The 14286-nt window shown below is 39.8% G+C and carries 8 protein-coding genes and 1 pseudogene; 3 read left to right on the plus strand and 6 right to left on the minus strand.

The annotated features are described in order from the left end of the window. Positions 1-170: 170 nt before the first annotated feature. Positions 171-927 (plus strand): annotated as a pseudogene (locus MKX42_RS33505) (ISL3 family transposase); the annotation flags it as partial. 46 nt (positions 928-973) lie between these two features. Here MKX42_RS33505 and MKX42_RS27765 read toward each other — a convergent pair. After that, positions 974-1183 (minus strand): recombinase family protein, encoded by a 210-nt coding sequence (locus MKX42_RS27765; RefSeq protein ID WP_340756220.1) that lies wholly within the window; start codon positions 1181-1183, stop codon positions 974-976. A 306-nt stretch (positions 1184-1489) separates the two neighbouring features. Here MKX42_RS27765 and MKX42_RS27770 point away from each other — a divergent pair, with 306 nt between their 5' ends. After that, positions 1490-1828 (plus strand): transposase, encoded by a 339-nt coding sequence (locus MKX42_RS27770; RefSeq protein ID WP_211720579.1) that lies wholly within the window; start codon positions 1490-1492, stop codon positions 1826-1828. After that, complete coding sequence (locus tag MKX42_RS27775) at positions 1825-2748, plus strand: IS3 family transposase (RefSeq protein ID WP_340757864.1); 924 nt, start codon at positions 1825-1827, stop codon at positions 2746-2748. Before MKX42_RS27770 ends, MKX42_RS27775 begins: the two co-directional genes overlap by 4 nt. A 46-nt stretch (positions 2749-2794) precedes the next feature. Here MKX42_RS27775 and MKX42_RS27780 read toward each other — a convergent pair whose 3' ends face one another. The 5 genes from MKX42_RS27780 to MKX42_RS27800 all read right to left on the minus strand — a co-directional run bounded on the left by MKX42_RS27780 (position 2795) and on the right by MKX42_RS27800 (position 14285). After that, positions 2795-6001 (minus strand): ATP-binding protein, encoded by a 3207-nt coding sequence (locus MKX42_RS27780; RefSeq protein WP_340756222.1) that lies wholly within the window; start codon positions 5999-6001, stop codon positions 2795-2797. A gap of 1 nt (position 6002) precedes the next feature. Then, a complete protein-coding gene (locus MKX42_RS27785) occupies positions 6003-8180 on the minus strand; it encodes a DEAD/DEAH box helicase (protein WP_340756224.1) in 2178 nt (725 codons plus the stop codon). 81 nt (positions 8181-8261) lie between these two features. Further along, positions 8262-9638, minus strand: a complete 1377-nt coding sequence (locus MKX42_RS27790) for a 5-methylcytosine restriction system specificity protein McrC (protein ID WP_340756228.1) — start codon at positions 9636-9638, stop codon at positions 8262-8264. Next, positions 9635-11428 (minus strand): McrB family protein, encoded by a 1794-nt coding sequence (locus MKX42_RS27795; RefSeq protein WP_340756230.1) that lies wholly within the window; start codon positions 11426-11428, stop codon positions 9635-9637. The genes MKX42_RS27790 and MKX42_RS27795 overlap by 4 nt, the downstream gene beginning before the upstream one ends. Positions 11429-11525: 97 nt before the next feature. Beyond that, positions 11526-14285 carry a DEAD/DEAH box helicase gene (locus MKX42_RS27800; protein ID WP_340756232.1) on the minus strand — a complete coding sequence of 920 codons (2760 nt, stop codon included), beginning with the start codon at positions 14283-14285 and terminating at the stop codon, positions 11526-11528. Between the last annotated feature and the right edge of the window lies 1 nt (position 14286).

Consider the following 14286-nt stretch of genomic DNA (forward strand, 5'->3'; position numbering starts at 1 on the left):
ATACATGTAATACTCCTTCTATGAAGTAGAAGGAGTTCCTATTTAACTCTTGTGTCCTGCAATTAATTCAACCTCTAACCGCCACCGATTTGTTGATTCCCCAGCTACTTGCTTAACCTTGCCCCTTTGAAAAGCCTCCTGTACGCTATCAAGGTAACCAGGCGCGGCCTTGCCCTATCTGCAATTCTGAACAATCTGTGAAGCGAAATGACCGTAATAGGTCGCGTCAGATTCGTCATATCAGCGTTTTTGGTAAGAAGTGCTTTTTGCACATTCCCCCGCAGTGCTTGGCTTGTTCACGGTGTAATGGACGTATGCATGGGTAGGTCCGAAGGAACAATACAGGCGTATGTTTCGCTCACAGACGGTAAATCAAGCACTGGGCTTCACGGCAGCGCATAGCGCGAGAATACAAGAAGCGCCCGCCAGCACGGTTCAGCGCATGCACCAAGAGGCCCTGCCCGCAGAGAGCGAGCGTTTGCTCAAACAGGCTTGGTGTCAAGCCAAAGATACACCCGAGCTCGTGCTCAGCATCGACGATTTTGCGATCAAAAAGGGACATACGTATAACACCGGTATTTACGATCTTCGAGGGGAAACCATGCTAGACCTGCTTTCGGGGCGAAAGCTAGACGCACTACGTGCGTATGCCGAGCAGCATCCGGAATTTTTAACCTAAATCCCAAGGCTGTCGTCATGGATCTGGCTCAAACGTATCACACCTGGATCAGCGAGTGTTTTCCGAGGGCCCTTCGAATTGCAGATCGCTTTCATGTTCACGGTTATATGATGGAAAGTGTCCAAGCGGTCCGGAAATCCGTTCAGTCTACCCTTTCTCCCCGGGCCAAAGGGATCTTAAAAATTCATCACCAACTGCTCAATCCGCCAGCAGATTCGCTACCTGACCAGAGCCGTATTTTAATCGAGTGTAATCGGCACCGCTTATTAAAATGAAAATAGCAACCGCTAATTTTTAGATTGAGCCAATAATTCCTTCTTGAATATCATCCCGTAATTTGGTTAATGCCGGTCTATCTAAAAAATCACCGGATACCCCATCGTCCACATATTCCTTTACCTTATTCGCTCCCGCTTTCTGACGGCATTGACGAATATGATCGTTCAGGCTGAACCCGTGCTTCGCCTGCTCCTCCGTACTCACTCTGGCATATACAGCTATCACTTTTCTCCCTCCTGAACTTCTATAGAAGGTAATCATAACAGGCAATACGTGCTCTGTCATTGGAATCGCCTACCACAAGTTTCACATGCACCCGGCATCCCCTCCTTGTAGAAGGATATACGGGTACTGCTTGGACACTTGTTAATAAAAATGACCTTAAACATATGTTTGTTACATCGTTCAAATATACTTTACAGTTAATATTTCCTGATAATCAGCTTAAGGTTATTGAAAACTCTTAAGCCCCCTAATCAAAGTGGAGACCTTGACATGTAAGAGGTACACTAAGAAGAGGGAGTGGAGCCGATGAGAAGCAACAAGTTGTATGACGAACAGCGGATCAAAGTAGCCCAGGAAGCGATCAATGGAACCAAGGTTTCCTTCCTGGCCCGAAAGTATTCCGTCTCTCCCAGCACGATTGCCAATTGGGTGAAGTTTTACAAGGACCGATTTGGAGAAGAGGCCACTCCGTCCGTCCAAGAACGGATTGAAGATGCGGAGCGTGTCCAAGATCTGGAGACGAAGATGGAGACGGCCATTAAGTTATTGGGTGAAAAGGATCTGGAAATCGAACTGCTGCGTGAACTCTTAAAAAAAGCCAACCCCGCTTACAAGACAAACTCGAACTGGCCGACGAAGCGATAAAGCGGGGTTATTCGGCTACACGGGTTCTACGTATCGTGGAGGTTCAACCTTCCACCTATTATGCGCATAAAAAACGTTTCCTGGGGCTTTGGAGTGCCCCGGATGCGGTAGTGACTTCGGGTCGTCCGATCCCCGCCTATTCCCTCACTACCGGCGGTCTGCGGGTCAGTGACCTACAGATCGAGGAGTGGCTGAGTGAGCTGGTAGAGGGTGAGGAGAACGGCTATGGCTACCGGAACCTGGCGTATGCCCTATCGGTCCAGCAGGGCTTAATCCTCAACCACAAGAAGGCGTACCGGCTGTGCAAGAAGCTCGGACTGCTTCAGAAAAAGCCGGTGAGGAACCTAAAATACCCTCGGCGTTTAGCGCGAAATCGAGTGGTCACCGGCCCCAACCAACTCTGGCAGATTGACATTAAATATGGATACATTCATGGCTACGACCGCTTCTTTTTTATCTTTGATATGATTGATGTGTTTGACCGCTGTATCGTGGGCTACCACGTGGGCGCGAGCTGTACAGCGAAGCAAGTCTGTGCCACGTTAAGGGAGGCGCTGGGCCGACGTTTACAGCCTGGAGATCCCTCACCGGTGATCCGTTCCGATAACGGCCCGCAATTCCTAAGCGACGTCTTTGGCGAGCTGTGTGCGGAAACGCAGCGTCCTCTGGAGCATGAGCGGATTCCTCCAAAAACGCCGAATATGAACGCCTACATTGAGTCGTTTCACAGTATTTTGGAGAGAGATTTGTACACGAAAAGGTACTTTGAAACGTTTGAAGAAGCCTATGAAGCGGTCGCAGTCTATATTAACTTTTACAACGAGCGCCGGTTTCATGGCAGTTTGCAGCGCATGAGCCCCAAACAATACCACGCCGCATGGAAAGCAGGCAAGCTAAAACCGATAGAAATAAAGTTGTAAACAAGATCCTGCGAAAACACGAGTTTTTAGCAGAATGTCTCCATAATTAGGGGGCCGAACCGAAAATCCAATATTTGTTATACCAAACCGCTAACATAAATGGTGTCAGCCGAAGTTGTCTAACTTCTTGCCTAAAACAATCGGGATCGTCGGTATCTTCGATCATTTCTTTTTCCTCTGTATCAATTTCTAACGATTGATATTTGACCTTGTAATTATAATTTATCTGAACTGTATAGCAATCCAGGTCAATAACAGCTGTTTTATGAATTCTTTTCATCATTTCATTAAACTCAATTCCATTAAATTCAATTTCCTTAGCATTCCAACCATCTATATCATAGTAATCATTGCAACAGACAAATATAGGTAATCTTAACCCATTGTATTCAACTAATTTTATACGAAATGGTAACGCATTAAGACCCTCATATCCACATTCTGCAGAAAAGCTGCATTTATAACCATAACCGAACAATGTGGTATTAAAGTCCTTAATAAATCGGAGTATCTGGTGGTTTAATTCGTCCTCACTCATTGAAGCAAAATTGGACGCTTGATCACATAAGAAACTCCACTCATTTTGTTTGATCCGAGGGAAAGGCTTATAGTGATAGGGATATTGATCTAGAAGAGACACCCTTGCTTTTTGTTCCGATAATAAAGTCAATTTGCCAGCATTTTTTCCAGTAACCCAGTATTCGAGAATTGAACATATATTTTTTTTATCTCGTTTTGAGCAAAGAACATAGAGTTCCGTAATATCATACTCCATCAATTGCTCGATACAATTCAGTGTTAATAACTGTGAAATGTTATGGTTTGTAAATCCGATAAGACAGGATGATTCTTTCTTAACATCCACAAAATATATATTGCTAACTTTATCGTATAAAATTTCTGGTTCAATTGGGAGTATTTTAGCAAGATCTTCCGGCGTAAATAATTCAAAGGTATCCAAAGAACCTGGACGAATTCCGAGTTTGCTACACAATATATTAATGTCCAGCTCTTTCAGTAATTCCGGACGCAATTTCGATAAAGAAGTCAGTACATCTTTATTATTTTCTTGACCAAATAGTAACGATAGATCAACTACATGATTCCAGTCTTGGGGCAACTCATAATTTCTTGGTAATGTATAATAACTAGAATTAAGCTCCTTAAGCTCTTTAATTTTCAATGAAAGATGGTATCCTTGTAAAACTTCAAATGAATTTGCATGTTGAAATAATTCATTTAGTCTACGATCAAATGGTAGAATGCTGTTGAAATATTGCTTAATAAAGAATTGCGAAATAAGATAATGTGATTCGCTCCACCTACGGATTAAGTCTATCACTTCAAATAAATCAGAAATTCCTTTAGGGAAGTTAAATTCATGAAGGCTCCACTCTTTACTATCAACTATCAATTTATTAGGTTCCTCAAATTTGAGTTCCATACTAAGTTCCTTGATGATCTGCAGCAAAGTGTTGAGTTCTTGTTTTGTATTTATCGAATCTTTCTTATTAAACTCACCAAGTGACTCTAACTTTTCCCATTTTTTATATTCTGATAGCTCTGAAACAGGTTGAGCATAATATTCAAACAAGTAATAAAATGCAGTTATTTTGTCCTTAAAAGTTTGTTGTCTAATGTAATTATCTTCATGGTTATTTGCTTTGTTAGAATTATATTCAATTCTAAAATTATATTTATAAGCCGTAGGTTCCTTTATTCCACGCTCATAAAAATATATCACATACTCGTATGTTACCTGACGATACCCATGATACGGGTAATCGCTTGGTCCCCGACGATATACTAAAAATGCATGGTCCCATTTTAATGTTTCCCAATTTCTATCAAAAAACCTTTTTTCGTCAATAGACTTAATTGTTCTTATCATTCTAGTCTGAGTCTTAACGACAGGAAAGGATTGGTTACCGACCTTAATTTCACTTTTACTCAAAAGTTCTTTAATGATTTGTTCATTTCTTTCAGCATTAAATTTATACATAAAATTAAACATAAATTGAATCAGGTACGAATATGAGTAACGATTTTCCAATATATGATACAATGTATTTTCATTAAAAACAGACTCATTCTGAATCATTTCTGATAAGTCTCTTACAATAAAAGACTCAATCAAACTTGGATCACGCAAACCTTTTCTATCCACACTCACATATTCGTTAGGGACGCTTATGAAAAATGCAGAGTGCGAATCACCTTCTGTTAATTCATATGTAGAAAAGTAACGAAATTTTTCATTTTCCATGTATTCACTTGAGTCTTTATTAATTCTTTGTGGAACAAGATATGAAATACCACTATCTAGTGAATCAAATGAGGTAAACACTAAGTATTCTTTTCCATCTATTTGGAGAGAACAACTATCTTCGGAATACAAGAATAAATAATTTTGTTTTATACCTGTATTCAATTGTACCGTTAAAGAAATTTTCTTTATGCCTCGATTCGCAGCTTTTCTCAAAGCAAAGAAGAATTCGATTATATTTACATAATCCCCTTTCTTGATTAATAACTTCTCGAAATCAGTATGAATAGCATTAAATAAAGTACCTTCTAGTAATTTAAGTTGTATTGTAGTCGAAGTTTTATTCTCATTTGTAGACTCCACTTTAAATCTTTCGGGATTAATTGTGAGATATGTTTCTTTTAAAGAATTGGTTTTTCGTTCAATGCAAATATCGTACTTATTGTTTCCGTTAGTGCTTTGTAATACAATTTCATCGGTATGATAAAATACACCAAACTTTGCTCCGATGCCAAATCGACCTTCATGTAGCCCCTTCTCTTTTTGACTCTTACCTAAATATAAGTATTTCAGTATACTATAATTGTCAAAACCTACTTCGTTATAGGATAAGGATATGATATTATACTGGGTTTCTTTGGAGAACGCTATTTCTATTTCTATTGTTTCATCTCCATACTTGCAGTCAAACGCATTTTGCAATAGTTCTTTTATTATAGAACGCTGACTGTATTCGCCGCGCACAGCTTGCTTCGTCGAATCAATAACGGAATAGACATCCAAAAACTCTTTACTGAATGTGTCCCCATCTAGCAAGAGACTTTGGGTATAACGAATCAATTTCTCATCAAGTTCCGGTGATTCTTTCTTATTTAAATCCAATGTATTCATCTCAAATAAATCCATTAGAAGCACCCAACTTAGACTTCCAGGATCAGGGCTTATATATTGTTTATACAAACCTTTTAATTCTTCTTGCCATATCATCTTACTCATTCCGCCTTTCATTCCAACCAGTAATAAACTCGGAAAGATTCATGCTAATATATCGATTTTTGAGTAAATGTTTATAGATATTGATCAGGGTTGCTGAAAGAAATATGCTATTCTCCTCTATGTTAATTAGAAGCTCACCTAATTTTTTGAAATTTACATTATTGTTCTCGCAAATTTCTCCACATTCCAGTTGAAAGCTTTTAAGTTCATCTTGAATTCGCTTCACTTCTGAATAAAGTTTGGTCATTTCCTCATTTGGATTAGGAACAATTTTTTTTGCCAGATCCTTAAGAGTAATGGGTACTATGTTTTCTAGGTCGTCTTTATAAAAAATCGCATTATCAGTCTTAATTTTTCTTTGAGCCCCAATGGCTTCAACAAACTCTGATATTGTCATTTCATTATTTAAAAACATTTGACATAAGTTATTGTTACATAACACCACAGCTAATGATTTTAAGTACTGATTTTGCATGTGACTCATTATTTCAACAAAGGTTACTTGTGAATCGGAATCCCTTGTTTTAATAATTTCTTGATAAAAAAGTTGGCATTGAAAAGTATAATCTTCATTGACTCCAAGAACTTCTTCAATGTAAGCGTACATCGCTTCTTGTGAAATATCCCAATCCACATTATATTTCTTCTCAATATCAAGAAATGTTTTAACGAAAGCAAATCGCAAAGCGACTACATTAATGTCATTGCTAATGATATCAATAATTGTATTCTTGGAGGGAATGGTGTCCAAAATACTCCAAACTAATTTTGTCACACAAAGATTAATAAATGCACTGTCAAGCGCAGCATATTCCACATTATTAGGCTGCTCTTCACAAAAGTAAACCATATGCAAGTCATAATGATCTTGACCAGTAATACGATCAATTCTACCAAATCGTTGTTCTATATCAGCGGGCGTAAACGGTAACTCATAGTTAACAATATGATTAAAAGTTGGCAAGTTTAGGCCCACCGTCGCTAACTTATCTATGATTACAAGAAACCTGACATTTTCATATTCACCAAGATTGGTTTTCATCTTGCCAATTCTGGCGAGAACTTGCTTTCGTTCTCCAATCTCATGTGTATCCCCTGTCATGCCAAGTACTCCGTCTTTACCAAATTCCTTTCGAAGCGCAGCACAAATATATTCCACTGTAGCCTTTCGGGTACAGAATATAACTGCCTTCTCATTACTTTTCACTTTATCTTTTAGGTATATAAGACATTCACTCAACTTAGGGTCAATATCTATACTATTACGGAAAACCAATTGATGAATATTCCCGATAGCTTGGTAATAACCAAACCCATAATATCCTTTTAAATGTTCCGTAATGGCTTTCCAATTTTCATGATTAATATTGTATGTCAGTCTATGAATGACCCTGTTTTTAAAATAACGGGCATCAGAGTCAATTTGTTCTCCTACAACATTTGCTTTGCATAGACGAATTATTTCTTTAAAATTTCGAGAAAACGGATTTTGGGGATCGAGAGATAATAACTTTAAGCCAAGATATTCCTTGGAATTATCAAGCGTTGGCAAAACCCGTCCTTTCTCCTTTTTCAATAGAGTGGCAACAAGCTCTAACTCAGTTTCTAATTCATCTATTGCATTTTTTATAGGTGTCGCACTTAAAAAAAGAACCTTTTTTGCAGAATAGTTTTTCCTGATAGTCTGGAAACGAGAAGATGAGGTTCCTTTAAATTCGTGAGCCTCATCAATAATAATTAGATCCCACCATGAATCACTTGATTGTTCAGTCACCTCATTTTCCTGTGCTAATTTATTTAACCCTTCATTCGGCCTAGACGCTTTCGTACTTGCATCTGAACCTGTAATAAGTAGATTAGCTATACGAGGGTCACAGCTAAAAAGAGAACCCTTGATTCCCTCAACAATCTTAAAATCAAATCCAAATTTTTGTAAAAGTTCAATGTACCAATTGTATGTAATGCTTTTAGGACAAATTATCAATATTCTTGCTTTAGGGTTATCTTTAATGATGTTCCAAATAGCTAGTCCAGTTTGAATTGTTTTCCCTGAACCAACCTCATCAAATATATATGCAAAGCCGTTTCTCTCCAATCTTGTTATTACGGCATATTGTAGAGGCATTAATTCAATTTCTGATAAGGGCATAAGTGTACTTCCAGTTCGCATAAGTTCCTCCTACGCAGATAATTTCGAGTTTATTTACGTGGTGGAAGCTTAGTCACTCATTTAAAAGGTCTTCCACCACTTTTACTGAAACTCTGGTATCTTAGTTATTTTCACTCCAATTAGTTCACGTATTCCCTCACAAATTTTTTCTTCAGACAGGGTCAATCCTTTAGTCGACTCTCCCTCGCTTAGTTCTCCGTTCACCCCATAAAAATACAGATCGCTTCTCTGTTGAAAGGAACCCCAAGGATTCCCCATCTGATATTGACCAATTTTAGCTTCACTTTCATCAGGATACACTAGAACTCCTGGAACAGTATGGCCCAGACTAGAAAAGGCATCCATATACGCATGAATTTGATAAAGGTCATTTCGCTCCAAACCGGTTGGCTTGGATAGACTTGCAAACGTATGCTTATATTTAGCGTCCACGACGACAAGTACTTGTTTTGATAAGGAATTCCTCAATAAAATATCCGGCTTCAAGGCTGCTAATTTGTGCCCATACATGTTTTGAAACAGGTGCCCAGATGCATCTCTCTCCCGCCCGGTATGGACAACTTCAACTCCTGCGACAGTAGTTTTTAACAAATGGTACACATATAATTCCCAAATCTCAGCCATATCTAGCAATGTTCCTGTTATCTCTTGGGTTCCTGTCGAAGTAGCACTGATCGATTTCTGCTGTAATATTCTCAACGATAATTCTACGACTGAACGATATGACTCCAGGATTGGAGTATATTTTATCTGAGGTAGTTTATTTGCCGCAGTGAAGTTCGATAAGCTGCTTGATGATGTTTGAAGTAGAAGCCCGATAATCTCCCTTCCTTTATCAGAAAGCCAAGTGCGGTCCTCACCATGACCCAGCTCTTTCTTAATTTTGCGGTAAGCTTTACTGAGAACATTGGAAATAGCAGGATGAATGACTTTGGTTCTAGATAAACTCACGAGACGATTTGTCCCTTTCCCTACCTCAAGTGCGGTTTCCATTACTTTCATACGACCGCGCAGTGAAGACAGTTTCAAAGTTTCCTCTATGCGGGTATAAGGTAGACCGTGCTTGCTTCCACGCATAAGCTGCTCACCCCAAATTCGAGCAATCAGCTCCCACAACCACATGTTAGATCCACGATAAGATCCGTTGCTCTGAATCATACGTACTCCCCAAATCTTACTGATCCAGCGATCGAATGAGCTTTCATAACGAGGTATGATTCGCAGCGTTCTCCCCTTGTAGCTGATCTCCCCCACATAACGTCCCGCATACCATTGTCCATTGCGGAATTCGATCATCGGCTCTTCATCAGCTATTTTCCCAGTAAGACGAAGGGTGAAACGTTCTTTGTCCAGATTACTGCATAAATCCTGTATCCATAGCTTCTCATCGTTATGTCTCAGCTTGATCTCAGACAAATCTTTCGCAATAATTTCTATATTTCCCTGTGAAGTTCTCATTCTTGCCCTTTTAAGAATATGTCTTTCGCCTGTTGCATTAACAACTTTCTTTCGTATGCATCTGCTCCAGACAGATATTGCTCCAATAATGGAGCTAGCGAATAATTCCACAACCCAGAAATTGGTCCACGGCCCTGCCCTTTTCGATTCCATAAAACCTGCTGAACTCCGGGTTGAGAATAAATGTACTTCTGTGCAAAAGAAACAACATCACTGAAATAAGTATGACCAATGACATAGAGAGGTCCCATGAGTTCATGATTCGCTATTAATGTATTTATCCGGACGCACCGATCTGCGAGTACTTCAAACTCCTCCTCTACTCGACTCCATTGTCGGGGTTTACCATACTTTTGCGGCCATCGTTCCCATTTTGTTTTCACCAAGGATATTAAGTCTTCACGTTCAAACCCCCGGAAAAACCATAAAAATCTGCGGCGAAGTGCAAAATCAACTTGTTCCAGCGATTGGTCAATCAGATTCATGGTCCCAATAATATAAAGATTGTCAGGTACGGCAAGCGAAAATGGGTTCCCATCCTGTCCAGCCAGCAGCACTTCACTTTCCCGATCTTCCAGCAAGGAGAAACATTCCCCCAGCACCCTACTTAAATCCGCACGGTTCATCTCATCCAGAATGAAGACAAAAGGCAGGCCTTTACCTATTCCGTTTTCCGCTACCTTCACATCTTCAAGGACTTGCAGGAATACACCATTTTTGTAAACGGTCCGATTCTGTTCAAGCTGCATTCCTCGAATGAAATCTTCATAGCCATAGCCGGGATGGAATTGTACACGCCGAACCCTCTGCTGCACCAGTTCATCTATGTTATTCTGATTCTTAAAAAATTTCCCCGCTCCCCACTGACGCAATGTCTCCTGCCGAATAAAACGCTTTGCTAATTCTTTCGCTTCATGGGTTTTCCCGGTTCCTGGAGGCCCATATATAACAATTTGCTTTTTGATTTCTAAACCTTGAATCGGAAGCACATCTGTTTCATGATCACCATAATCCCAACACTCCATGAGAGGACTTCGATAAAAATCAAGATCCGTCTCACAGAGAATATCACTTAATTGTTTTCTAATTGCTAGGATACGCTCATCTACATCTACAGGGATAGAATCCTCATCCAGCATATCCAAGAAAGCCTCGCCTATTTGTTGTTTATGACTAGCACTCGCCATTCGCTCATACAGGTCAGGATAAAACAGATGCAAAAGAATATGGCGGGAGAGTGGATTCCCTTCTTCCTTAAGTTTATCTAACAAACCGCGAACTTTTAGATGGTCTGCTGCAAGTTCTTTCCTCTCTTCTTCTGACATTTGCAGCACAGTATCAGCAAATATTGCTATGTATCGTATCTCATTATAGCGTCTTGTATTGTAGGCTATTCCCGGTCCACCGATACCATGTTCAAGAGCATTTAGAGCATTATTCTGATCATCAAGCATTAGGTTCGCAAAGGAGGCTATTGTCTTTAGCAGTTCCTTCTTCCTACGGTAGGTTATGCTGGATGGGAAAAGCAGATACAAGTAGACCAGTTCACATGCGAGCTGCACAACCTCAGGTTTCTGGCCGCTAAGCTGACCCTTCAATTTCGTTTCGAATGCTTCTGTTGATTCATCGATATTATCTATGAAACAAGCTCTAAATGCGTTCAAATTATCAGTAGTCCAAATCTCCTCCGATGTCCAAAGCAAAGATGACCCATCCATAAGACTCTTTTCTATCCATTGATTCGCGTAACAGTAGACAGCTGAAGTATCCCATTCTTTAAATCTTGCCATAATTTTTTAGTCCTCTCAGATTTGTAATTTCAGTTAATCAATTTAACCATTCATTTCAATTGCACAAATGCCTTAATTCTCGATCTCTAAATAACTCTTATAGAGTTTCCTTAAAATATCTCTGAAGTGATTGAATAACAACTACCCCGCCAGCCTTATGTAATGGTTCATTCTGACGCTCACATTGGAAGAGCTGAATACAAGACGGGCAGCCATTAGAACAACCACAGCTAGTCATCATAATTTCAGCCTTCTTCAACAGCACATTAAAATTTTCAGCAACAACCTCTACGATCCCGGAGCCCCCTCCGACTTGGCTATCATATATAAATAAACTTGGCATCCCGAACAAAGTTGAACTCGAGTGATTTGAGACATGTTGAAAGTCAGCAGCGCTGCATTTCACAATAGCTGGAATTGCTGCGGCTAGAGCATGTTCAGCTGCATGTATACTTCCATCGAGAAGCTCCTCGAATGTAAGATCTGATACTGTTTGTATGCCCGCTAAAAGATTTCTAAGCTGACTTTTACCTTGTTCATCCCACAGTAACCACAGTGCATCTGTTTGAAACGAAACAGGGTAGGTATTGGTTACCTGTACTGTTTCTGATGGTTTTGCATTGTGTGTGTATATTTTCTTGTAGCCGAATGTGTTTCGTCTTACATTTATATTCCCAATATTTGCTTTCAACTCATTATCAACTAATATGAGCTTAGTAATATCACTCACTTCAATACTATCCCGTACAATACCTCGCGTAAGATAGTCCGATCTCACCTGTTCCACTAGAACCTTCCGCTGCCTCTTATCGATCCACCTCACTTTGTAAAAACTGCGGTTATCTGATCCCAAAAAGATCGCATCCACATGATAATCCCTTATCAAGGAACGAGTATCTACATTCTGAAACAATATTGTTTCGTTCCATCCACTCTTACTCACGACGGTGTATGTTTCGCCCATCGCAATCAATGGCAGATATTTTGGAGACTCACCCATATACATGAGTTTTCCTTCAACCTGTTGCCATTGCTCGTCAACCTCAACTAACACCTTCCGAAGGACGCTGGCACGAACGTAATTAATAGCATTGTAGATCGTCCCTCCTTGCTCATGCGCTGCATAAACAAGATGTTCCCTTAATATTTTTGGATTGTTAATGTTAATAGCAGCAGATTCCGGTATCTGCTGGAAGAATTCTAGCGGATTACGGGCATAATATTGTTGCAATGGCTCCTCCTGTAACATCAAGACAACTAAACCATCTCCGCTTCTACCTACTCGACCTGCTTGTTGCCAAAAGGAGGCATGAGATCCAGGGTATCCAAGCATGATGCATAGATCCAAACAATCCACATCAATCCCTACCTCCAAGGCCTTAGTAGCAACAACGCCCAATATTTCACCTTGTTGTAGCTTCTTTATAGTTTGCTCCTTGATTTCTTGAGGTAAATTAGCATGATACGGAAGAAATAAGTCCTGACCTTCTTTCAATTCTAATGAACCAAACTCATTAAGATGTGTTTTTAAAATCATATTGAGTTCTCTACTTAAAAGCTGAGATTGTTGGCGATTACTAGAGAAAATAATACTTCTCGGCCATTCCCCATTACTGTAAACCGTTTTTAGGATCTCATAAAGATCGGATGCAACTGCTCTTCTTTTATACTCTACATCTATAAGACCAGGGTTCCACAGAACAATATCCTTTTTATTAATCGGTGCGTTGCTTTCCATAATTTCATGGAACCCTTGTATACCCCTCTTACCTGTTAATTCTTCAACCAAATACTTAGGATTGGCTATTGTAGCAGAGCATGCAATGAATTGAATCTCCCGATTGCCTAACCTTTCACATAACATTCTTAAGCGGCGAATAACCATAGCCACTTTTGAACCAATCATACCCGAGTAATGATGTAGCTCATCTATTACAATATAACGGAGATTTGTTAAGAATCTAATTAACTGCGAAGCCTTCCCTGTCTGTGCTCCTATGCTTTGAAGAATGGGATGCAAATAATGAACATTGGTTAGCCAATAGCGCCCCTGTTCAAATACCAGACTGGAGGCCTGGTCTTTCCTCATATGCTGAGGAATATTACGTTGACCGAAAAGAAGACCAGTAGGCACTTCAGTTCCATGAACCTTAAGCTTAGAGAAACCAGCCATTTTGAAGTTGCTTACATTTTCTTCTTCCAGATCTGCCCACTGTTGTAAATGAGCAAATTGATCCTCGACCAAGGCCTTATATGGCGATAAATAGAGCGCGCAAGCATTTGGATCAGCTACGAGTTTCTCCATAATTGGAATGTTGTATGATAACGATTTACCAGATGCCGTCTTTGTGCAAATAACTACATTACGTCCTTGTCTTATCGCTTTCACTGCTTCACTCTGATGCTTATAAAGCTTATTAATCCCCATTAATTCAAGCTTACTACGCATCCAACTCTCCATTGGTATATTCTCATCGTACACGCCTTGTATCTCATCAGTTTCATGGACAAATACATCTGCTCGAAGGCGTTTGCTCAGTTCTACTAATTGTCCCACAAGGAGACTGCTATTAAATATCTCTTGAACTGGTAGCCTTCTATCCAGAAGCAAATCCACTTCTTCCGTCATTAGCAAGCTGCTTATTATCGGACTTCCATCTTCAATGCAAAATATGCCTTCTTCTTGCTCGCTATCGCTCTCATATTCAGCTTCAAGGGATTTCCAATCGGTGATGTGGACACCATTAGCTCTTTGCTGAATTCCCCGACGATAGCCTCTAGGGTCAGCTTTATAGCTGATCTGTACAAAATCGCCATAGGGTTTAACTGCTCCACAAGATGAACATATCAGAGGCATC

The sequence above is a fragment of the Paenibacillus sp. FSL R7-0204 genome, assembly GCF_038002225.1.
Classification (GTDB): domain Bacteria; phylum Bacillota; class Bacilli; order Paenibacillales; family Paenibacillaceae; genus Paenibacillus_AQ.

What these genes read in the sequence shown, in the direction of transcription:
- MKX42_RS27795 (WP_340756230.1), bottom strand. Translation starts at nt 11,428, where the DNA reads ATGGCAAGATTTAAAGAATGGGATACTTCAGCTGTCTACTGTTACGCG.
- MKX42_RS27780 (WP_340756222.1), bottom strand. Translation starts at nt 6,001, where the DNA reads ATGATATGGCAAGAAGAATTAAAAGGTTTGTATAAACAATATATAAGC.
- MKX42_RS27800 (WP_340756232.1), bottom strand. Translation starts at nt 14,285, where the DNA reads ATGCCTCTGATATGTTCATCTTGTGGAGCAGTTAAACCCTATGGCGAT.
- MKX42_RS27770 (WP_211720579.1), top strand. Translation starts at nt 1,490, where the DNA reads ATGAGAAGCAACAAGTTGTATGACGAACAGCGGATCAAAGTAGCCCAG.
- MKX42_RS27785 (WP_340756224.1), bottom strand. Translation starts at nt 8,180, where the DNA reads ATGCGAACTGGAAGTACACTTATGCCCTTATCAGAAATTGAATTAATG.
- MKX42_RS27790 (WP_340756228.1), bottom strand. Translation starts at nt 9,638, where the DNA reads ATGAGAACTTCACAGGGAAATATAGAAATTATTGCGAAAGATTTGTCT.